This window comes from Actinotignum sanguinis (assembly GCF_003957255.1).
GTDB classification, from domain to species: Bacteria; Actinomycetota; Actinomycetes; order Actinomycetales; family Actinomycetaceae; genus Actinotignum; species Actinotignum sanguinis.
In genome coordinates, this window is record NZ_QDIE01000003.1 from 87,492 (window position 1) to 109,017 (window position 21,526).

16 protein-coding genes and 1 pseudogene are annotated in these 21,526 nt (G+C 62.0%); 12 read left to right on the plus strand and 5 right to left on the minus strand.

The window, feature by feature from the left end:
* Nucleotides 1–7 precede the first annotated feature (7 nt).
* Both pflB and pflA read left to right on the plus strand, forming a co-directional pair.
* A pseudogene (gene pflB / locus DDD64_RS01725) lies at nt 8–2,395 on the plus strand (formate C-acetyltransferase); the annotation flags it as partial.
* 6 nt (nt 2,396–2,401) lie between these two features.
* Nucleotides 2,402–3,280, plus strand: coding sequence for a pyruvate formate-lyase-activating protein (gene pflA, locus DDD64_RS01735; protein ID WP_087070580.1), 879 nt, complete (start codon nt 2,402–2,404; stop codon nt 3,278–3,280).
* A 154-nt stretch (nt 3,281–3,434) separates the two neighbouring features.
* On the opposite strand, the gene DDD64_RS01740 is transcribed toward pflA, so the two are convergent.
* Entirely contained in the window at nt 3,435–4,199 is a 765-nt protein-coding gene (locus tag DDD64_RS01740) for a DUF981 family protein (protein ID WP_126134739.1), read from the minus strand.
* 90 nt (nt 4,200–4,289) lie between these two features.
* Between DDD64_RS01740 and DDD64_RS01745 the strand changes: the two genes are divergently transcribed.
* On the plus strand, nt 4,290–5,669 hold the full coding sequence (locus tag DDD64_RS01745; RefSeq protein ID WP_126134740.1) for an aldehyde dehydrogenase family protein: 1,380 nt from the start codon (nt 4,290–4,292) through the stop codon (nt 5,667–5,669).
* A 141-nt stretch (nt 5,670–5,810) separates the two neighbouring features.
* Entirely contained in the window at nt 5,811–8,474 is a 2,664-nt protein-coding gene (locus tag DDD64_RS01750; protein WP_126134741.1) for a UvrD-helicase domain-containing protein, read from the plus strand.
* Here DDD64_RS01750 and DDD64_RS01755 read toward each other — a convergent pair.
* The 4 genes from DDD64_RS01755 to DDD64_RS01770 are packed head-to-tail and all read right to left on the minus strand — an operon-like array spanning nt 8,422 to nt 12,197.
* A complete protein-coding gene (locus tag DDD64_RS01755) occupies nt 8,422–9,420 on the minus strand; it encodes a metal ABC transporter permease (RefSeq protein ID WP_241227333.1) in 999 nt (332 codons plus the stop codon). The genes DDD64_RS01750 and DDD64_RS01755 overlap by 53 nt on opposite strands.
* Nucleotides 9,417–10,466 (minus strand): metal ABC transporter permease, encoded by a 1,050-nt coding sequence (locus DDD64_RS01760; protein WP_126134742.1) that lies wholly within the window; start codon nt 10,464–10,466, stop codon nt 9,417–9,419. The genes DDD64_RS01755 and DDD64_RS01760 overlap by 4 nt, the downstream gene beginning before the upstream one ends.
* Nucleotides 10,467–10,478: 12 nt before the next feature.
* Nucleotides 10,479–11,222: a metal ABC transporter ATP-binding protein gene (locus DDD64_RS01765; RefSeq protein WP_126134743.1), complete on the minus strand. Its 744-nt coding sequence runs from the start codon at nt 11,220–11,222 to the stop codon at nt 10,479–10,481.
* A gap of 9 nt (nt 11,223–11,231) precedes the next feature.
* Nucleotides 11,232–12,197, minus strand: coding sequence for a metal ABC transporter substrate-binding protein (locus tag DDD64_RS01770; protein ID WP_126134744.1), 966 nt, complete (start codon nt 12,195–12,197; stop codon nt 11,232–11,234).
* A 619-nt stretch (nt 12,198–12,816) separates the two neighbouring features.
* Between DDD64_RS01770 and trpD the strand changes: the two genes are divergently transcribed.
* From trpD to DDD64_RS01810, 8 genes are all read left to right on the plus strand, one after another.
* Complete coding sequence (trpD, locus tag DDD64_RS01775) at nt 12,817–13,836, plus strand: anthranilate phosphoribosyltransferase (RefSeq protein ID WP_126134745.1); 1,020 nt, start codon at nt 12,817–12,819, stop codon at nt 13,834–13,836.
* Nucleotides 13,829–14,665: an indole-3-glycerol phosphate synthase TrpC gene (trpC, locus tag DDD64_RS01780; RefSeq protein ID WP_126134746.1), complete on the plus strand. Its 837-nt coding sequence runs from the start codon at nt 13,829–13,831 to the stop codon at nt 14,663–14,665. The genes trpD and trpC overlap by 8 nt, the downstream gene beginning before the upstream one ends.
* Before the next feature lie 2 nt (nt 14,666–14,667).
* Complete coding sequence (gene trpB / locus DDD64_RS01785) at nt 14,668–15,900, plus strand: tryptophan synthase subunit beta (RefSeq protein WP_126134747.1); 1,233 nt, start codon at nt 14,668–14,670, stop codon at nt 15,898–15,900.
* A complete protein-coding gene (gene trpA, locus DDD64_RS01790) occupies nt 15,893–16,690 on the plus strand; it encodes a tryptophan synthase subunit alpha (protein WP_126134748.1) in 798 nt (265 codons plus the stop codon). Before trpB ends, trpA begins: the two co-directional genes overlap by 8 nt.
* A gap of 77 nt (nt 16,691–16,767) precedes the next feature.
* Nucleotides 16,768–18,183 (plus strand): cell division protein PerM, encoded by a 1,416-nt coding sequence (locus DDD64_RS01795; protein ID WP_126134749.1) that lies wholly within the window; start codon nt 16,768–16,770, stop codon nt 18,181–18,183.
* 67 nt (nt 18,184–18,250) lie between these two features.
* On the plus strand, nt 18,251–19,654 hold the full coding sequence (locus DDD64_RS01800; RefSeq protein WP_126134750.1) for an alpha/beta hydrolase: 1,404 nt from the start codon (nt 18,251–18,253) through the stop codon (nt 19,652–19,654).
* A 69-nt stretch (nt 19,655–19,723) separates the two neighbouring features.
* Nucleotides 19,724–19,993, plus strand: a complete 270-nt coding sequence (locus DDD64_RS01805) for a DUF3017 domain-containing protein (protein WP_164545874.1) — start codon at nt 19,724–19,726, stop codon at nt 19,991–19,993.
* A 141-nt stretch (nt 19,994–20,134) separates the two neighbouring features.
* Nucleotides 20,135–21,466 carry a hemolysin family protein gene (locus DDD64_RS01810; protein ID WP_241227334.1) on the plus strand — a complete coding sequence of 444 codons (1,332 nt, stop codon included), beginning with the start codon at nt 20,135–20,137 and terminating at the stop codon, nt 21,464–21,466.
* Nucleotides 21,467–21,526: the final 60 nt, after the last annotated feature.

Genomic DNA, 21,526 nt, shown 5'->3' on the forward strand with positions numbered 1-21,526 from the left:
GACGCACATGGAGCGCACTGCTACCGATACCCCAACAGAGGAAGCCTGGGCGGGTTTCACGTCCGGCACCTGGAATGAAGCCATTGACGTTCGTGACTTCATCCAGAAGAACTACACCCCCTACGAAGGGGATGCTTCGTTCCTGGCCGGCCCGACGGAGAAGACCACCCGGCTGTGGGAGTCTCTTGAGGAAAATTACCTCTCCGAGGAGCGTCGTCGTCGCGTGTACGACGTCGACACCGACACCCCGGCCGACATTGACGCTTTCCCCGCCGGCTACATTTCCGAAGATGACGACGTCGTCGTCGGCCTGCAGACGGATGTTCCGCTCAAGCGCGCGATGATGCCCAATGGCGGCTGGCGCATGGTGGAAACCGCTATCAAGGAAGCGGGCAAGGAAGTCAACCCGGAGATCAAGAAGATCTTCACCCGCTACCGCAAGACCCACAACGACGCGGTCTTCGATATTTACACCCCGCGTATTCGCGCGGCTCGTTCGTCGCACATTATTACCGGTCTTCCGGATGCTTACGGCCGTGGCCGCATTATTGGTGACTACCGCCGCGTGGCCCTCTACGGTGTGGATAAGCTCATCGAAGAGAAGCAGGCCATGAAGGATTCGGTGGCCGATCAGCCCTTCTCCGAGCACTGGGCTCGTTTCCGTGAGGAACACGCAGAGCAGATCAAGGCCCTGAAGAAGCTCAAGACCCTCGGTGAAATTTACGGCTTCGATATCTCCGGCCCGGCGAAGAACTCGCGTGAAGCCGTGCAGTGGCTGTACTTCGGCTACCTCGCTTCCGTGAAGAGCCAGGACGGCGCGGCCATGTCCATCGGCCGCCTGTCCGCTTTCCTCGATATTTACTTCGAGCGTGATCTGGCCGCCGGAACCATTACGGAATCTGACGCGCAGGAAATGATTGACAACCTCGTCATGAAGCTGCGTATCGTCCGCTTCCTGCGCACCATCGATTACGACCAGATCTTCTCCGGTGATCCTTACTGGGCCACCTGGTCGGATGCCGGTTTCGGTGATGACGGGCGCACCCTCGTCACCAAGACCTCTTTCCGCCTGCTCCAGACCCTGCGTAACCTGGGTCCGGCTCCGGAACCGAATATCACCATTTTCTGGGATCCGGCACTTCCGGAAGGCTACAAGGAATTCTGCGCGGCTATTTCCATCGAAACCTCCTCCATCCAGTACGAATCTGACGAACAGATTCGTAACCAGTGGGGCGACGACGCCGCCATCGCGTGCTGCGTTTCCCCGATGCGGGTGGGCAAGCAGATGCAGTTCTTCGGCGCGCGTGTGAACTCCGCTAAGGCTCTGCTTTACGCCATCAATGGCGGTCGCGATGAAATGACCGGCAAGCAGGTGACCGAACCGGGTCTGTTCACCCCGATCGAAGGGGACGGCCCGCTCGACTTCGACGAAGTCTGGCAGAAGTACGAAGAGATGCTTGACTGGGTGGTTGGCACCTACGTTGAAGCGCTCAACATAATCCACTACTGCCATGACCGCTACGCCTATGAAGCGGTGGAGATGGCTCTGCACGATTCGGAGATCATCCGTACCATGGGTTGCGGTATTGCCGGCCTGTCCATCGTGGCGGACTCGCTTTCCGCGATCAAGTACGCGAAGGTTTACCCGGTTCGTGATGAAACCGGCCTCGTTGTTGACTACAAGACGGAAGGCACCTTCCCGATTTACGGTAACGACGATGACCGCGCTGATGACATCGCGGCTACCGTGGTCCACACCATCATGGCGAAGATCAAGGCGATCCCGATGTACCGTGACGCCATCCCGACGCAGTCGGTGCTGACCATTACCTCCAACGTGGTGTACGGCAAGGCCACGGGTTCCTTCCCGTCCGGTCACAAGGCTGGTACCCCGTTCTCCCCGGGTGCGAACCCGGAGAACGGCATGGACACCCACGGCATGGTGGCGTCCATGATGTCCGTTGGTAAGCTGGATTACAAGGATGCCCTCGATGGTATTTCCTTGACGAATACCATTACGCCGGCTGGCCTCGGCCGCAATAAGGACGAGCAGGTCAAGAACCTGGTCGGAATTATGGACGCCGGCTTCATGGCTGAAGAAGACTAAAACTCTAAGATTCAACCCCCAACAAAGAAAAGAAGGTAAAAAATGGCTAAGACCTACGAAGAGCGTCTCAAGTCGATGAAGGCTGCTCGCGAAGATAACGGTGGGGTGCAGGGTCTGTACCACGCCAATATCAACGTGCTGGATCGTTCCACCCTCGAGGACGCGATTGATCACCCCGAGAAGTACCCGAACCTGACCGTTCGCGTTTCCGGCTACGCCGTCAACTTCGTGAAGCTGACCCGCGAACAGCAGCTCGACGTTCTTTCGCGTACCTTCCATCACTCGGCATAACAATTGTCTGCTGAGTTGCGACTAGCACCGGTCGGCCTTCAAGATTTCGAAGCGCCGACCGGTCGGTTGCAGGGGGCCGGTCTCGGAGGCATCGATGTCCTTGACGACATCGAACGTAAAGAACGGCTTCGCAAGATGCGCGAGGGAACCCTCGGTTCCGTCCACTCGTGGGAACTTGTGACCGCGGTGGACGGGCCCGGGACCCGAATGACAGTCTTCATGGCAGGGTGCCCCCTGCGGTGTCTGTACTGCCATAACCCTGACACCTTCATTATGAAGGACGGTCAGCCGGTGGATTCCGACGAATTACTGCGGCGCTGGAAGCGCTACCGTCGTATGTTCAAGGCGACGGGCGGCGGGATCACGATCTCGGGTGGCGAATGCTTAATGCAACCCGCCTTCCTCAAGACCGTGCTCCGCGGTGCCAAAGAAATGGGAATCCATACGTGTATCGATACTTCCGGATATCTTGGGCGTAACGTCGATGACGAAATGATGAACTACATCGACATGGTGTTACTCGACGTTAAATCCGGATCCGAAGAGGTGTATAAGCGCACGACCGGCCGTGAACTGCAACCGACCATTGATTTTGGTGATCGATTGGCTGCTGCGGGCAAAGAAATCTGGGTACGTTTCGTACTTGTGCCCGGGCTGACAGACGATCCGGAGAACGTGGAGAACGTTGCGAAGATCGTTGCACGGTGGAAGAACGCGGTTAGCCGCGTTGAAGTTTTACCGTTCCACCAGATGGGTCGAGACAAGTGGCATTCACTTGGCTACGACTACCAACTGGAAGACGTCGTACCGCCGTCACCGCAAGCTGTGGAAGAAGCGCGGGAGCATTTCCGGCGCTTGGGTCTCAACACCCCGGCTTTCTAAACGCTACGGATGACGCTAAGGGCCGCGTCCCGAAAGGGATGCGGCCCTTGTGTGTGCCTGCTTGGGTGGTGTGCTGGTGGGACGGTGCTGCGTCGTCGTTCACAACAATGAAGGTACGGCGACGCAGCTGCACCCACGCAGCGGCATGGCGGCACTACATGGTGTTGACCACCAGCCCGATATGGGTATAGAAATTCATCGCACCGAAGAGCATGAAAATCACCCCGCTGATAACCAGGCACCAGTAGGCGGCACGTACCACGCCCTCGCGCACCTGCCCGCGGGCATCCAGCCGCACCGCGCCGAAGAAGAGAATCGCGCCCACACCGGCCAAACCAAAGACCGCGGAGAGGGCAATGGACTCCAGCCAAGGGTAGGCCGCAAAGGAACCGGAAATCGGCTCTTGCGGAGGCGCCGCAAAGAACTGATAGACCATCCCGGCGCACATAATGGCCAGGAGGGCCAAGCCCATTGCCAGCGCAAAAATGGAGACGGGCCGGGCAATCCGGGCGAACGTGTGGAAGGGAGTGGCGGAGGTGAGGATACGTTCCCCGCGCTTCCACAGGATGAAACTCGCCGCCAGCAAGAGCACCCCGAACCCGAGGCAGGTTTCTCCAAAGATAATATTGTCAAAGGGGAAGCCCCCGGCGGCCAGCGGCCAGGTGAGCGACATGTGCAAACCGGTCAAGGTCTGAATAAGGCCGGTGATGAAAAACCCGAGGGTATAACCGTCCAAACTGACGGCCCTATCTGCATCGTCTGTGGCTGCTGCCGGGACAGCGCGCCGCAGCTGCACCAGCAGTCTGCCAACCAAGATGAGGCCCACCCCGGCCGCGATGGCCATAATGGTGTTGTAGGTGGGCATCGACGCCCAATCAATCATTCCCGGGGTGCTTTCCCCGGTAAAGAAGTCTCCCACGTTCACCACTCCTTTCTTTATCTAGGACTAATGTCCCCATCGTAGCCAGGTTTTCGCGCAGAGTGGGATGCGGCACAGTAGGCTAGAGCTATGAGTAACTACCGTGTGCATAACCCCAATACCGGCGAGGTGGAAGAACGCTTCGCCTCCCTTCCCGCCGCTGCTATCCCCGGTGTGATCGGTGCTGCCTGGGCTGCTTTCACCACGTGGCGGGATACCCCGATGGCACGCCGTAGCGAAATCCTGCACCGCTTCGGGGAACTCGTCACGGAACGCACCGCTGAACTCGCTGATATTATCGGGCGCGAAATGGGCAAACCGTTGCGCGACGGCGCCGCGGAACTCGCCACGGTCAGCCATCATGCCCACTGGTTCGCGGATAATGCGCCGCGCTACCTAGAACCCACTCCGCTGGATGCCGGCGACGGTATCCCTACCTACGTGCTCCATCAGCCGCTGGGCGTTCTGCTGGGGATCATGCCGTGGAATTTCCCCTATTCGCAGATCGCACGCTTCGCGCTACCTCAACTCATGGTCGGCAATACGATTCTTATGAAACAGGCGGAGATCTGCCCGCGCTCCTCGGCCGCCTTCGAAGCGCTGTTGCGCGAGGCCGGCCTGCCCGCGGGTGTTTACCAGAATATCTACCTGGATATCGCGGATACGGAGAAAGTCCTGGCGGATCCGCGAGTCAAAGGAGTGTCGCTCACCGGTTCGGACCGGGCGGGTTCCGCGGTTGCGAGTTTGGCCGGGAAGTACACCAAGCGTTCCCTCTTGGAATTGGGCGGTAATGACGCCATGGTGGTCCTGGATGCCGCTGATATCGGGGCGGTGGCCCGGGAGGCGGTGCGCACCCGCGTCTTTAACGCTGGGCAGGTATGTACCTCGAATAAACGCATTATCGTGCTAGATAACGTTTTTGATGAATTTCTTGCGGCGGCCCGCGCGGAAATCGAGAGTATCGTGGTGGGCCCCTATGATGACCCGGCCACGGATATGGGGCCGCTATCCTCGATTGCGGCACGTGATGAAGTGGTGCGGCGGGTGGCGAGCGCCGTCGCCGCAGGAGCGCACCTCCACTACGGCGGGACCGCACTTGACCGACCGGGTGCCTATATGACCCCGGCGCTGCTCACTGATATTCCAGCGGACCACGATATCGCCTGTAACGAAGTATTCGGGCCGGTGGCGGCGCTCTACCGGGTGGCTCATGAGGAAGAAGCCCTCGGGCTGGCCAATAGCAGCGCTTACGGTTTGCAATCCTCGGTGTGGAGCCAGGATCTGGAGAAAGCGCAGCGCTTCGCGGCGCGGCTCGCGGCCGGGATGACCATTATCAATAAGCACCGTGAATCGGCGCCCACGTGGCCATTCGGTGGGATTAACCGGTCCGGTTACGGCCGTGAAGAGGGCGCCTGGGGCTTGCGTGCTTTCACCAACGAACACGCGGTGCGGGTCCACCCGGCACGGTAGGTACGACGCCGCAGCCCAGCTGGCACGGTGGCTGGCTGGCTACCCGGGTGGCTTACCGACTCCCGCGGTGACCGGACTGACAGCACCACACAGCTTCGGAACGTTTTTTGTGTCGGGGTGGTGTCGTACCCTAGAAGGGCTATGGAGGAATCGTACAAGTCAACAATCGCGCGGCTGCGGGAGCGCGTGGCGGCCGCACAGCAAGCCGGGGCTACCGTGGGGCGCCGCCCGGTTGCCGTGCCCGTACCTGCCCGGGCTGCCGAAGCTGCGCCGGCGGGAGCGGCCGTGCCGGTAGGCCATGCCGCGCCGCAGTCCGCAGCGCCCGCGGCTTCTGAAATCGGCGGCCCCGGTGGTGGTACCAGCGGGGCCGCGGAGCGTATCCTCACCGGCCTCAATAGCGCCCAGCGGGAAGCGGTGGTGCACACGGGCGGTCCACTGCTCGTGGTCGCCGGGGCTGGCTCGGGTAAAACTCGGGTACTTACCTCGCGTATTGCCTATCTCATTGCTACTGGGCAGGCTCACCCGGCCAATATCCTCGCCATTACCTTTACCAATAAAGCGGCCCGGGAAATGCGCGAACGCTTGGAGGGAATGCTCGGCGGTTTGGCTCGCGGAATGTGGATCTCCACTTTCCATTCCGCCTGCGTGCGGATTTTGCGCGCCGAACACCGCGCGTTGGGGATGCGCTCCACGTTCACTATTTACGATGCTGCAGATTCGCAGCGTCTTATGACGATGGTGTGCCGGGAAGAAAATATTGATATCCGGGCCTACCCACCCAAAATGCTCAGCCGCCAGGTTTCCAATCTCAAAGATGAACTGGTCACCCCGGCGGCGCAGGCCGCGGCTGCCACTGATCGGGACGGGCAGGTTCTGGCCCAGGCGTATGCCGCCTACCAGGATCGTTTGGTGCGCGCCAATGCGCTAGATTTTGATGATCTCATTATGCGCACCGTGGAGGTTCTCACCTCGCATCCGGATATTGCGGAACGCTACCGCACTCGCTTCCGCCATATTTTGGTAGACGAATATCAGGACACTAACCATGCCCAGTACGTTCTGGTGCGCACCCTTGCCGGGCAGGGGCCGCAGCGGTCCTCCCTCACCGTGGTGGGAGATGCAGACCAGTCCATCTATGCTTTCCGCGGTGCCACCATCCGCAATATTGAGGATTTCGAGAAAGATTTCGCGGATGCCACCAGCGTGGTTCTGGAGCAAAACTATCGCTCTACCCAAAATATTCTTTCTGCCGCCAATGCCGTGATCTCCCACAACGAAGGGCGCCGGCCCAAGAAGCTGTGGACGGATTCGGGTAGCGGGGAAAAGATCACCGGTTACGTTGCTGATTCGGAAAGCGATGAGGCGCATTTCGTTGTAACAGAAATTGATCGACTCCGCGATGATGGCGGGGTGCGTTACGGGGATGTGGCGGTGTTTTACCGCACCAATTCGCAGGCGCGGGCCCTGGAAGAAATGTTCGTGCGTTCCGGCATCCCTTATCGGGTGATTGGCGGGACCCGTTTCTATGAACGCAAAGAGATTAAGGATGCCCTCGCGTATCTGCACGCGGTGGCCAATCCGGATGATACTGTTTCGCTGCGCCGCATCATTAATGAACCGAAACGCGGGGTGGGGGATACCGCGCAGGGCCACCTGGCTACCCATGCCCAACGCTGGAATATTTCCTTCGGTGCCGCGGTGGCGGATGTGGCCAGTCCGCACCCGGAGCGCGGTGAGGTTGCGGGGCTCACGGCGCGGGCCCGCCGCGCCGTCGCCGACCTTGCCCGCATCCTCGAAACCGCCCGCGCTGAAGCGGAGGCCGGCGGTAAACCCGCGGATATCCTCGATTACCTCATGGATGAATCCGGATACGTGGCTGTGCTACAAGAATCCAAAGACCCGCAGGATCTTAGCCGGGTGGAAAATTTGGCCGAATTGCACGCGGTCGCGGTGGAATTCTCCGCCCAGAACCCGGATGCCACGCTGGGGGAGTGGCTGGATCAGATCTCGCTGGTCTCGGATACGGACCGGCTTCCCGAAGAGAGCGAATCTGAAGGGGAAACCACCCTCATGACGGTTCACACCGCGAAAGGTCTGGAGTTCCCGGTTGTTTTCGTGACCGGTCTGGAAGATGGTACGTTCCCGCATATGCGCTCTCTGGATGACCGGCGCGAACTGGCTGAGGAACGCCGCCTGGCCTACGTGGCTTTCACTCGCGCGCGCGAACGCCTCTATATTTCGCGGGCGGCAGCGCGCTCGTCGTGGGGTGCACCCCAGGAATTTCCGCCCTCGCGTTTCATTGAAGAAATCCCGCCCGAACTTATTGATTGGCGCCGGGAGCATTCCTCCCAGGATCTCGTGCGGGGGGCCGGCATCGGATCCGGTATCGGTTCCAGATACGGGTGGGGAAGCCGGGAGCGGCGCGCGCCGTCGTTCTTTGACGACGACGCCGGGCCGGTTATCGGTTCGGGCAAGTTCACACCCGGGAAACTCGGGGTACCCGCCACGGCAAACTCGGCCGCTCAAGCAGATTCCGCGGAAGGCAATGCGTCCAACGCGGCTAGCACGCGGGCGGGCGCGGCAGGTGCTTCGGAAAGTTCAGCGGGCGCGGCGGGTAGCTCCGCTGGCCCGGCAGATACCGCTGGTTTCGCGGTGGGCGACATCGTGGACCACCGCTCCTTCGGGCGGGGGACCATCCTCGGTTTTGAGGGCCGAGGAAAGTCCACCACCGCGAAGGTCGCCTTCGGTTCGGTTACGAAACGCTTGATGCTGCGTTTCGCTCCGTTGACGAAAGTGGAGAAGTAACCCCGGGAATCCTGGTAACCGAGGCGGCACCGGTAACCCCACCGGTCACTGCGGTACCGGCCGGCACGCGTAGGATACGGCGGTGGCTGCGTGCCGCTGCCCGCCCGCCGAGCTTGCACCAGGCCAGCGCAGCCAGGAAAACCACGCCATCGGTGAATGCCATCATGGCGGACGTGGCCAGATCCAGGTAGAGAGCCACCACGAAGCCAAGGAGCGCCTCAGCAACCGCGATGATGATGGTGAGAACCAGCAGGTGGCGCAGCGAACGGGCGAAAAGAATCGCGGTGGCCGCCGGAACCACCATAAGAGCAATCACAAGAATCGCTCCCGCGGCATTGAAAGCCGCCACCACGGTCAGGGAGACGAGCATCATAAGGCCCAGCTCCACGGCGCGCACCGGGAAACCGATAGTGGCGGCGAAATCACCATCGAAAGTATCGGTTTTGAGCACCCGGAAAAACACCGCGATAAAAACAGCGTTCAGCGCGCATACCGCGAGCAACTGCCACATGGTGCGCGGGCCGATATCGTAACCGCCGATAATAATATGCTCCGGACTCAGAGCCATGAGATTGAGATCTCCGGTGAGTACGGTGTCCTGGCAAATATGGACGTGGGAGAGGGTGGTTGATAGCAACAAAATACCCAGGGCGAACAGCACCGGGAAAATGACGCCCTGACTCGCGTCCCCGGTCAGCAGGCGGGTGCGATCCAATTGCTGGGCACCGAGCACCACCACCAAACCCATGAGCGCCGCGCACACCACCATGACCGGGGAATGCGTGGAACCGGAAAGAATCGTGCCGATCACAATCCCGGGGAGCACCGCGTGGGACATAGCATCCACCAGCATGGATCGCCCGCGTAACACCAGGAATACCCCGGGAAGTGCGCAGGTCACCGCGGTCACCACCGCAAGCAACATCACTGCCACGATGAAACTCATCGCTCACTCCTTTCCGAAGCAGCGGGCGCTGCCACACCGGCCGGTGTCCCGGGCGCCGTCGTCGCTACATGGTGCGTCGCTGCGGTTGCTGCTGCTACGTCGGCCGGTACTGCGGCAGCAGCGCGTGCCTGCGCCACCAGATCTCCGCGCAGACGCCGCTGGCGCAAGGCCACCACCACGATGGAACGGCGCGGCGCGGCAAGCAGGGACGCCGCAAAAATAACGAAAAGGTGGATGACCACAACGGGGCCGGTGGGAACCTTCCCCAGGCACACGGACAGGTATGCGCCCGCCGCGCCCGCGAGCCCGCCGAAAACGCCAGCGAGCACCATCATCGAGGACATCCGGTGGGTCCACTGGCGCGCGGCAGCAGCCGGCATAATCGCGAAAGCGACCATGAGAATGAGCCCCACGCCCTTAATCCCAATAACGATGGCAATGGTGACCAGCACGAGCATGAGCGGGGTGAGCACCCGCGGGCTGAAACCCTGTAACTGTGCCGTCACCGGATCGAAAGTCACCAGTTTAATTTCTTTAAAGAAGGCCAGGATCACGGCGACGGTCAGCACCCCGAACACCGCGATAGTCACGAGGTCCCCGGCGCGCACATTCGCCGCATTCCCGAACATATAACTGTCGATCCCACCGCGATTGGGCAGGTGAGAATGGGTAAGGAGGCGCAGGCACACCATCCCGCCCCCGTAAAACAACGAGAGGCAGATAGCCATGGCGGCATCCGGCTTCACTTTCGAATGCGCCACGATGATATTGGTGAGCACGACGGCGCACATCGCCGCCGCGCTCGCCCCGAGGACCAGGACCACCATCGAGCGTCCGTCACCGCCCAGCAGCGTCGCCACGGTGAATGCGGCAACAACGCCGAGGATGGAGCTGTGCCCGATCACATCGGACACCAGGGACTGCCGGCGCAGGTAGAGCAAGCAACCAGCCACTCCCGAAAATACCCCGATGAGGGTGGTGCCGATGAGCATGGTGCGGAAAATATAGGTTCCCCACAATTCCAGCGGGGAAATAAAATCAATCATCGCGCCGCGCCCTCACTTGCGATCGATCGCCACGGAAAGGCCGTAAGCCCGCGCGATATTATCCGCGGTGAAAGCCTCGGCTACGCTCCCGCTCGCCACCAGGTTGCCGCCCGAGAGCAGCACCACACTATCGCAGAAATCGGGAACCGTTTGTAAATCGTGATGCACGATCATAACGGTCTTCCCCTCATCCACGAGTTCGCGCAGCAGCGTCATAATCGCCTGCTGGGAGGTGATATCGATACCGGCGAAAGGTTCGTCCATAAGGTAGAGCTCGGCATTCTGGGCCAGGGCGCGCGCCACGAAGGTGCGCTGCTGCTGGCCCCCGGAAAGCTCATTAATATGGCGGTGGGCAAGATCGGAAATCCCCAGGCGCTCCATAGCCGCGGCGGCCGCTTCGCGCTGGCGCGCGCCCGGCCGGCGTAGCCAGCCGAGTTGGGCGTAGGTACCCATAAGCACGACGTCGCCCACCGTGGTTGGGAAATCCCAGTCCACGGTGGCGGTTTGCGGCACGTAAGCAAGGCGCGAACGCACCCGGGGGAGAGGCTCGCCGAAGAAAGCGACCTCTCCGGCGAGGGCGGGCACGAGGCGCAGGGATGCCTTCATAACAGTAGATTTGCCCGCGCCGTTCGGTCCGAGAAGCGCCACCACCTGGCCTGGACTGACGCGGAGCGATACATCGCTCACCGCGATCGTGTCCTGGTAGGCGACGCTCAGGTGGTCAATCTGACAGGCCAGCGTGGTAGCGGTTCCCATCGATATCACCTATTTCTGCGAGAGCGCGCTGACGATCGAGTCAACGTTGTACTTGAAAGCACCCAGGTAGGTGTTCGTGGGTGCTTCGGAGCTGAGGGTATCCGCGAAGAGTTCGTTATCGGAGACCTCCACGTGCCAGCCCTTTTCGCGCACCGCGTCCTGGAGGTGCTTAATAACTTCCGGATTCTTGAGGTTGTCCTGGAAGATCACCGGAACCTTGCGTTCGGCGATGAGGGAGGCAAGTTCGTTGAGTTCCACCGCGGACATTTCCGATTCGGAGGAAACGAAATCGGTGGCGTGAATTTCAATACCGAACGACGAGCCCAGGTAGTTGAAGGCGTCGTGCCCGGTGATGAGCACGCGGTTTTCCTTCGGAATCTTATCGAACTTGGCCTTTGCTTCCTCGGCGGCCGCGGCGATCTTCTTGTTGTATTCTTCCGCGTTCGCCTTGTAGAGATCAGCGTTGGCGGCATCGATCTCACCGAGCTTGGCGGCGGTGGCCGTCACCACGTACTGCCAGTTCTCCGGGGAGTTCCACACGTGCGGGTCGTGGCCTTCGATCTTGCCGTCTTCTTCCCAGGGGAGGAGCTTATCTTCCGGGATGGCTTCCGCGGCCGCGATCTGGCGGTCGCCCAGCTTCTCCAGCTGGCCCATCATCTTGTGTTCCATATCGTGGGAGGTCCACACCACAAGATCGGCCTTTTCAATGGCCTGGGTGTCCTGGGTGGTCAGTTCCTGGGTGTGAGGATCACCGCCGGGCTTGACCAGGGTGGTTACGTTAGCCTCGGGGGCGACATTGCGAATAACGTCCTCGAGGTAACCGGTTGTTGCCACCACCGACAGGCCCGCGGCCTTTGAGGAGTCGGTGGCGGTGGAGTCGGATGCGCCCTTGTTATCGGTAGCGCAGCCGGTCAGAGATGTGAGTGCCAAAGCCCCGGCTGCGGCAATCGCAGCCAACTTAACAGAATGTTTCATGGTGTCCTTCTTCAATCACGAAAGCATGTAAGGTATGGGTTTCTTTACTCGGGACTTGAATATGTTAACTGATGCACGCATAAAGCACTAGGGCGGATCTGCGAAACCCCGCGAAAAATCCGGAGAATCTCTGGGTGAATGGTAAATAAGAATAATTTCGTGCCAGGTGGCTGCGGTTATTGCGGGCCTACGTTCGGTGGTACGACGCCGCCGCTCCCGCGCCGCGCCCCACCTGTCCGCATGATGGACCGGGGCGGGGGCTCGATTCGGGGTGGGATAAGCTCACAGCTATGCAGCAGGATCTCAAGGTACAGGTCCGGGCCGGTGTGGCCTGGCGATGGTGGCGCGCCTAAGAAGCGCGTCCCGCGGCGTACCAGCGCCGTCCCAACCACTTGAGAGGAGAATCCCGTGCAGCGGGACCTACCGCATTTACCTGAGCACCATGTCCCCGATGCACTATCCACGCATCGCCTGGCTACCACCACATTTTCTACCTCCACCCACGCGCAGCTGCGCTGCCGCTGGTGGAAAGCCGCCCGGGGGCGATGGCACAGCCCGCTCAGCCTCGCAGTTCAGAAAAATGCAGTCCAAATAATCTTTCCACACGTACGGAGTTGTCATGATTAAAGAAGCCATTATTAAAGTTGTCTCCAAGCAGGATCTCACCTACGACGAGGCCTATACCGTTATGAATGAGATCATGGGCGGGGAGAGCACCCCCACCCAAACGGCAGCTTTCCTTGCCGCACTGTCCACGAAGAACGCCCGGGCGGAAACCACCGATGAGATTTCTGGCTGCGCCACCGCCATGCGTGAGCACGCCGACTACTTCGAGGTGCCTTTCCCCACCCTGGAAATCGTGGGCACCGGCGGGGATAACGCCCATTCCTTCAATATTTCGACGACGTCGATGTTTGTGCTGGCCGCCGGGGGAGTGAAGGTCTCCAAGCACGGCAACCGCGCTGCTTCTTCGCTCTCGGGCACCGCGGACTGCCTGGAAGCCCTCGGGGTGAATATCAACCAGGATCCGGATACCTGCCGCCGCCTCCTCGATGAGGTGGGTATGTGCTTCATGTTCGCCCAGCTTTATCACAAGTCGATGAAGAACGTCGGGGCGATCCGCAAGGAACTGGGCTTTCGCACCGTCTTCAATATTCTCGGGCCGCTGACCAACCCGATCCACCCCGAGTACCAGGTCCTCGGGGTGTACGACGAATACCTCGTCGAACCCCTCGCCCGCGTCCTCAACGATCTGGGCGTCCACCGCGGCCTCGTGGTTTACGGCCAGGATAAGCTCGATGAAATTTCCCTCTCCGCACCCACCACGGTCTGCGAAGTGCGCAACGGCGAATACCGCACCTTCGAAATGTCCCCGGATGTCTTTGGTTTCAACCGCGCCACCCCGGCCGATATGCTCGGTGGCACCCCGGAAGAAAACGCCCAGATCACCCGCGATATCCTTTCCGGCAAGATCACCGGCCCCAAGCGCAACGTGGTTCAGCTCAACGCGGGTGCCGGCCTGTATATCGCCGGCAAGGCCCGTTCCATTGCCGCGGGCGTGGATATGGCCGGTGACCTCATTGACGACGGCAGCGCCTACCGCAAGATCGACGAATTTGTGGAGGCCTCGCGTGCCTAATATTTTGGAGCAGATTGCCGCCGCCACCCGGGAACGGGTGGCCCGCGATAAAGAACAGACCCCCGCACCCCGCATGCGCGAACTGGCCGCGGCGCTCGCGCCCGCAACCGGGAGCAACCCGGCGAACTTCCCCTTCGAAGCGGGCCTGCGCGGGCCCGGACTCGGCTTCATTTGCGAGGTGAAAAAAGCCTCGCCGTCGAAGGGCATTATTGCCGAAGATTTCCCCTACCTCGATATCGCCCGGTCCTACGAGGCGGCCGGGGCGGAGGCGATGTCCGTGCTCACCGAACCACAGTGGTTCCTCGGCTCGGACCGCTACCTGGAGGAGATCGCGCGCACCGTGACTACGCCCTGCCTGCGCAAAGATTTCGTGGTGGATTCTTACCAGATCTACCAGGCGAAAGTGCTGGGCGCCAGCGCGGTGCTCCTCATCTGCTCCCTCCTGGATACCGCTACCCTGCGCGAGTATCTCGAACTGGCACATTCCCTCGGGCTTTCGGCCCTGGTGGAAACCCACGACGCCGCGGAAATTGACTCCGCACAGGCCGCCGGTGCCCGCATTATCGGTATCAACAACCGCAACCTCAAAGATTTTTCGGTGGATCTGACCACGGCCGGTCAGCTGCGGGCCCGCATTGGCACTGACGCGCTCGTCGTTGCTGAATCAGGTGTGCGCGGAGCCGCGGATGTGGAAGCGCTCGCGGCCGGCGGCGCCGACGCGGTGCTCGTGGGGGAGGCCCTCATGCGCAGCACGGATAAAGTAGGTGTACTGGCCCAGTGGCGCCAGGCCGCGGCGCGCGTCGTCGCCCCCGGACAGGAGAAAGAGTAATCATGAGCGAAGAACACACGTTGGGAAGTTCCGCGCCGGAAACCGGTACCTCCGAGCGCCCGGGCCGTTTCGGTATCCACGGCGGGCAGTTCATCCCCGAAACTCTCATGCCCGCCATCGAAGAACTCGATGCCGCCTACCGGCACTACCGCGATGACCCGGAATTTAATGCCGAACTCACCGATCTCTTCAATAATTACGCGGGACGGCCCTCCCTCCTCTACTACGCGGAGCGGATGACGCGCGACCTCGGAGGAGCGAAGATCTACCTCAAACGCGAGGATCTCAACCATACCGGCGCCCACAAAATCAATAACGTGCTGGGTCAGGCGCTGCTCGCGAAGAAAATGGGGAAAACCCGCCTCATCGCGGAAACCGGGGCTGGCCAGCACGGGGTCGCTACCGCCACGGCCGCCGCGCTCTTCAATATGGAGTGCGTGGTGTTCATGGGCGAGGAAGATACTCGCCGCCAGGCCCTCAACGTCTATCGGATGCGGCTGCTGGGTGCGGATGTGGTGGCCGTCAAGTCCGGGACCGGCACTCTCAAGGATGCCGCCAGTGAGGCTTTCCGCGAATGGACGGGCCGGGTGAGCGATACCCACTACTGCCTCGGCTCGGTTATGGGCCCGCATCCCTTCCCCACGATCGTGCGTGACTTCCAGGCGGTGATTTCCCGCGAGGCGCGCGCCCAGATTCTCCAGGCGGAAGGGCGCCTGCCCGATGCGGTCATCGCCTGCGTGGGCGGGGGCTCCAACGCGGCCGGTTCGTTCTATAACTTCGTAGGCGACGCGGGCGTGCGCCTCATCGGCGCGGAGGCGGCCGGGCGGGGCGTGGATACCCCGGATACCGCCGCCACCATCGCCACCGGCACCGAAGGTATTTTCCACGGCATGAAATCGTATTTCTGCCAGGATGAATTCGGGCAGATCGCGCCGGTGTACTCCATCTCGGCTGGCTTGGATTACCCGGGCATCGGCCCCGAGCACGCCTACTGGCACGATATCGGGCGCGCGGAATACGTTCCTGTCACCGACGCGGAAGCTGTGGACGCTTTCGAATACCTCTCGCGTACCGAGGGGATTATTCCCGCGATTGAATCGGCGCACGCTCTCGCCCACGCCATGAAAATCGCCCCGGAGATGCCGGGCAAGATCATTATCGTCACGCTCTCGGGCCGCGGTGATAAGGACGTCGCGGCCATCGCGCGCTACCGGGGAGAAGATATCCATGACTAAACAGGTACCCATCGCCCGGGCTTTTTCCCGCGGCAAGGCTTTTATCCCGTTCTTTACCTGCGGGGATCCGGATCTAGGTACGACGGCGCAGATCATTCGCGCGGCCGGCCGGGCAGGTGCAGATCTCATTGAATTCGGCGTGCCCTTCTCCGACCCGACCGCCGAAGGCCCCGTCATCCAGGCATCCTCGGAGCGGGCGCTGCGCGGGGGAGCCACAACGGACGCGATTTTTGAGATGATCGCTGAGGTGCGCCCGGATCTGGAGTGCCCCTTCGTCATTATGACCTACGCCAATGTGGTCTTTTCCTACGGCCCGGAGCGCTTCGCGCGCCGCTGTGCGGAGGTGGGGGTTTCCGGAGTGATTCTCCCCGATGTACCTTTCGAAGAGAAGGCCGAATTCGAAGCTCCGCTCGCGGCCCACAACGTGGATCTCATTTCGCTGATCGCGCCCACGTCCTCGGATCGGATCGAAGCTATTGCGCGGGCGGCGCGCGGTTTCCTCTACGTGGTTTCCTCTATGGGGGTGACGGGCATGCGCTCGAATATCACCACCGATGTGGGTGCCATCGTGGAGAAGATCCGTTCGGTTACCGATACCCCGTGCGCCATCGGGTTCGGGATTTCTTCCCCGGAGCAGGCCGCGCGTATGGGCGCCCTCTCTGACGGCGTGATTGTGGGCTCGGCCCTGGTTTCCCGGATTCACGAACTGGCCGCCGCCGGAAAAAGCGCGAATAGCATCGCCGCGGATATTGCCGGGCGGGTGAGCGAACTCAAGGGCGCACTGCGGTAGCGACGTGAAGGCGCGGTGAGCAACACGCCGGGCCCTCTTCCGCGGCCCGGCCCGCTCCGCGCGTCACCATGGAAGGGATGTTAACGTATTCGCGCCGCGTGGCGCTCGCTCTGGCTGTTATTCAGCCCGTGGTTCTCACCTGGATCACGGTGGTGCTCATCTGCCTGCTCGGCTACACCCTCACTGCGGCCTCCCCGCTGCTCGGAGATGTGACCTGGCAGGGCGCTGCGCGCCTGGGCGGCTCCCTGTGGCTGCTCGCGCTCGGCTCACCCCTGGTGACCGCGGGTGGGCATATCGGCCTCATGCCGCTGTTCCTCACCGCGCTCATCGCCTGGCTCACCGTGCGTTTCTTGCGCTCCATCGTGGTGGAAGACTGGTGGGATGTTCTTATCGCAACGCTGAGCGGAGCGGGAAGCACCGGGGTGATCTGCCTCTTCTCCCTCCCGCAATCCTCGTTGCTTCACGCCCTCGTGGGAGGGGCGGTGCTCGGTTTCCTGGCCAGCCAATGTGCCTGGCTGGAGCGGCCCGCCTGGCCCGGCGTAGCTATCCTCGAACGCGGCTGGCGGCTCATCGCACCGCTGGCCACGACCCTGGGTGCAGTGAGCATCCTCCTGGTTCTTAGCGCGCTGGCGCTCGGCTTCGGGCAGGTGCGGGCCCTGCACGCCGCCTACCTTACCGACCTCACCGGCACGATTCTCTTTACCCTCACCCAGCTGCTGTTCGCACCCGCGCTGGCGGTATGGGCGCTGGCCTACGTGACCGGCGCCGGTTTCACGGTGGGTAGCGGCGCCGTCTTTTCTGCCCTGGGCGGCAGTTTCGCACCCATCCCCGGCCTACCTATTTTCGGCCTATTGCCCGATCCGGCGCTGCGCCCCGCCTGGCTCCTCATCATTCCCGTCCTGACTGGTCTGACCTGGGGTGTTATCCGTTCGCTCCGCCCGCGTGACTGGGTGAGCGCCGGGGTGGGCGCCCTGGAGCTGCTGGTCATTGTGGCCCTGGCCGGGCAGGTTGCCACCGGCGGGATCGGTCCGGGCCGCATGCTCGAGGTGGGCACGGACGCCCCGCTGTTCACCGGGTGCGTGGCGCTCACCGTGCTGCTGCCCTTCGCCCTCGGCTACGGGGCGCGCGATTTCTGGACGTGGGTGCGCGGGTGCTGGGAGCGTTACCGGGTACGGCGCGCCCTGCGCCCTTCCGTTGCGAAGCAGAACGACGCCGCCGCACAGCCTGAGGCAGCCACTCCCGCCGCCACCGTGCTACCTGCCGGCACCGTATCGCCGGAGCATGCCACGCCGGAGCATGTCGCGCCGGAGCGGGCCCTATCGGAGCAAGCCAAACCGGAGGATGCCGAGGTACCGGGCGGGCAGAGCGCTCTTACCGCGGATGCCACCGCCACCGCATCCACCGCACCCACCGCCGTGACCGCTGCGGAACCCGCACCTGCCCCGCCGGCTGCCGCTGACTGGGAAGAGCGTGGGAAAAGTGAGGAAAAATAACAGGAGAGCTGGGCATAGAGTGAAATAACGGCGCGCGGGTCCGCCCGAGCGGCCTAAAATTATACCTATGCTTCAACCCAATACGCACGGGGCACTCCTGGCTGCTGGCCTGTGCTCGCTGGCTTTCCTGGCGCTGGGGGTGCGCACCATCCCGCGCACCCGCCGCCTGGCTACCGCGATTCCGGTGCTTGCCATGGTGATCTCAGCGGTATGCGGCGTCGTCGCTATTGGGGTGGGGATGAACCTCAACTTGCAGTACGCGAGCACGTGGAGCGATGTCAAAACCATTTTCACAAAAAGTGGTGGCAAGGCATCCGTGACCGCGGTGACGAGCGAACTACCCAAATACGCCGGACAATCCGGTGAGATTCCCATGCCCGAAGGTAAAGAGTGGAAAGCCGATTTCACCCCCGCCGGGGGAGGGGTGGTGAGCACGGTCTTCCGCGGCCCCGAATCCGGCCTTGAACTGCCCGTATGGGTCTACCTACCCCCGGATTATTCCCCCGAACGCACCTACCGCGTGATCGTTATGATTCAGGGATTCCCCTCCCAGACGGAGAAAATCCCGGGCGTGCTGGATTTGGAACATACGATGCCGGCGAGCGCGCCGGATACTATCGTCGTCGTTCCCTCCCTCAATGTTGATAACCAACAGCCCGATTGCGTGGATCTATCGGGGCGGCCCGCGGTGGGCACGTGGGTGAACCGCGACGTCGTGCAGATGGTGCGCAAGAATTTCTCGGTTTCCGCGGATCGGCGCGATTGGGCCATTGCCGGGGCTTCCTACGGGGGCTGGTGCGCGCCGGTGCTCGGGCTGTACAACCCGCAGACTTTCGCCTCGGTGATCTCCTTTTCCGGATACAACGTGCCGGTTATTGGCCTGACTCAAGCTCCCGGCCTGCGTGAACAATTCACCGTTACCAATCTCATGAAAAAAGCGAGCTGGCCCCAGTCCATGTACTTCACCGGGACCCGGACCGATAACGACCCGGTGGAACTGGCGCGCGGCCTGGAGGAAGTCGATAACCCGCGCCTGAAAACCACCGTGCACCTAGACCCCAACGGCGGGCACTCCTGGGACACCTGGAAAAAACAGCTCCCCGGGGCGCTGGACTGGTGGAATGGTGGCCAGACGGGCGGAACGAAAAGCGTGGTGGCCACCCGCGGGTGGATGACTCAAAAAACCACCGTTGCGGGAGCCTACCTGATTTTCGCGCTTTTGGCAGCCGGGAGTGTGGTGCGCGGGCGAAGCTTGGTGCGCCGCCGCCTCTACGTGCCCCGGCACGCCGCGCAGACCCGCCGCCATGCCCGCCCGCGCGGCAAAGGCCGCTACCGGATCCGGCGCTGGACCTGGGTGAGCTTGACGGTAGCCTGGGGGATCGTTGCCCTTCTCCTCACCGTCAATCTCAAAACACATACGGTTGAAGATATCCGCTTTATCGGCGCCTTCTTTCACCTCTTCACCATGTAGCGGCCGCGCGGGCACGGATAACCGCGCGGGCCACGGATAGCCGCCCGGGCGCGGGATATACTGGCTGATGTGAATGCGCATTTTTCTCACCCGGTGGTCTACTGGGCCTGCGCGGCCTGGATCGGCATCGTTATTGCCCTGGCCTTCCTCGCTGACCCGCGCGTGGCGATCCTCGCGCTCGCGGGCAGCTTCGTGGTTCTCGCGGTGGCGCGCCTGACCCTACCCACCGGCTACGTTCCCTCGGTGCGCTCGCGCATCACGGACGCCGCCACCCTCCTCATCTTCGCCGCAGCCCTCTTTTTCCTCGCGCGTTTCGCCCTCACACCCCCCGTTATTTAAGAACGACGCCGCAGCGCCCCGGCACGCCACCACGCAGGCACGGTGGCGGCGTCGTACCAGCATGCTGCCCGCGTGTTCGCTTGCCGCTTGTTTCTGAGACGCGGTGGGGTAGCTCGGCGCGGCCTCGTCCATACTGGTGTGGTGAGTCCCTTAGCTATGAACATTATCTGGGTTATTGTTTTCACGCTCATCGGCGCGTTTTTCGCCGCCTCGGAAATCGCGTTGGTGTCCCTGCGGCAAACGCAGATTGACGAGATGGCAGAAAACTCCGCCTCCGGGAAAACTATCCAGCGCCTGACCGCGGATTCCAACCAGTTCCTTTCCGCTGTTCAAGTGGGCGTGACCCTGGCCGGGTTCTTCTCCGCCTCCTTCGGTGCGGCCTCCATCGCCCCGGAGATCGCGCCCACGTTCCGTGCCTGGGGGATGTCGGAGAACGGCGCCACCACTCTTGCTTTCGTGCTCACCACGCTCGTGATCTCCTATATTTCCATCGTGTTCGGGGAACTGGTGCCCAAGCGCATCGCCCTGCAATCAGCGGAAACTATCTCCACGGTGGCCGCCCGGCCCCTCGCCTTTATCACCGCGGTGCTGCGCCCGGTCATCTGGTTCCTCGGGGTGAGCGTGAACGGGGTGCTGCGCCTGCTGCGCCGCGACCCGAAAGAACAGCGCGAAGAAATGGGCGTGGCGGAGCTGCGCGCTTTCGTGGCCAGCCAAGAAACCATCGGCACGGAAGAGCGCGATATGGTCGTCTCGATGCTTTCCGTTTCGGACCGCACGGTTCAGGAAGTGATGACGCCGCGCACCGAAGTGGAATTCCTAGATGCGGAACTTTCCCTGAAGGAAGCGCGCCCGCTGGTGACGGCGCTGGAACACTCGCGTTATCCGGTGCGCCGCGGTGGGAACGACGACGACGTGATCGGCTTCCTCCACATTCGCGATATGCTCGCCCCCGCTCCCACCGCCCAGCGGGTGAGTGATCTTGTGCGCCCGGTGACCTTCTTCCCCACGGGTAAGGATGTGCTGGAAGCCCTCTCGGATCTGCGTAAGGCGCACGCCCACCTCGCCATTGTGGTGGACGAATACGGGGGTACGGACGGCATCGTGACGATTGAAGACGTTATGGAAGAATTCGTGGGCGAAATTCGTGACGAATACGACCGCGAGGTGCCCAAGGTGCAGGTGCACGGGGGAGTGCGGGATATGGATGGGCTGTCCACCCGCCCCGAAGTGCTCAAAATGCTCGGGGTGGAACTTCCCGAGGGGCCCTTCGATACCCTGGCCGGCTATATCATCGCTCAGCTTGGGCGCATGCCGCAGGTGGGGGATTCCACCCGGTTGGGCGCGGTGGAGCTCACCGTGCAATCCCTGGACGGGCGCCGCATCGACCGGGTGCGGGTGGACCAGGTGACCGAATCGGAGGATATCGCTATGGCTCGCATGGAGGGTCATAGCGAAGCCGGCCGCCAGTACTAGCGGTTGGGCGAGCGGTTTCGCGAAACTTTCGAGCCGTGGGCAGCCTTCGGGGTGCTAGTC

What these genes read in the sequence shown, in the direction of transcription:
- DDD64_RS01745 (WP_126134740.1), top strand. Translation starts at nt 4,290, where the DNA reads ATGAGTAACTACCGTGTGCATAACCCCAATACCGGCGAGGTGGAAGAA.
- DDD64_RS01750 (WP_126134741.1), top strand. Translation starts at nt 5,811, where the DNA reads ATGGAGGAATCGTACAAGTCAACAATCGCGCGGCTGCGGGAGCGCGTG.
- DDD64_RS01755 (WP_241227333.1), bottom strand. Translation starts at nt 9,420, where the DNA reads ATGAGTTTCATCGTGGCAGTGATGTTGCTTGCGGTGGTGACCGCGGTG.
- DDD64_RS01760 (WP_126134742.1), bottom strand. Translation starts at nt 10,466, where the DNA reads ATGATTGATTTTATTTCCCCGCTGGAATTGTGGGGAACCTATATTTTC.
- DDD64_RS01765 (WP_126134743.1), bottom strand. Translation starts at nt 11,222, where the DNA reads ATGGGAACCGCTACCACGCTGGCCTGTCAGATTGACCACCTGAGCGTC.
- DDD64_RS01770 (WP_126134744.1), bottom strand. Translation starts at nt 12,197, where the DNA reads ATGAAACATTCTGTTAAGTTGGCTGCGATTGCCGCAGCCGGGGCTTTG.
- trpD (WP_126134745.1), top strand. Translation starts at nt 12,817, where the DNA reads ATGATTAAAGAAGCCATTATTAAAGTTGTCTCCAAGCAGGATCTCACC.
- trpB (WP_126134747.1), top strand. Translation starts at nt 14,668, where the DNA reads ATGAGCGAAGAACACACGTTGGGAAGTTCCGCGCCGGAAACCGGTACC.
- trpA (WP_126134748.1), top strand. Translation starts at nt 15,893, where the DNA reads ATGACTAAACAGGTACCCATCGCCCGGGCTTTTTCCCGCGGCAAGGCT.
- DDD64_RS01795 (WP_126134749.1), top strand. Translation starts at nt 16,768, where the DNA reads ATGTTAACGTATTCGCGCCGCGTGGCGCTCGCTCTGGCTGTTATTCAG.
- DDD64_RS01800 (WP_126134750.1), top strand. Translation starts at nt 18,251, where the DNA reads ATGCTTCAACCCAATACGCACGGGGCACTCCTGGCTGCTGGCCTGTGC.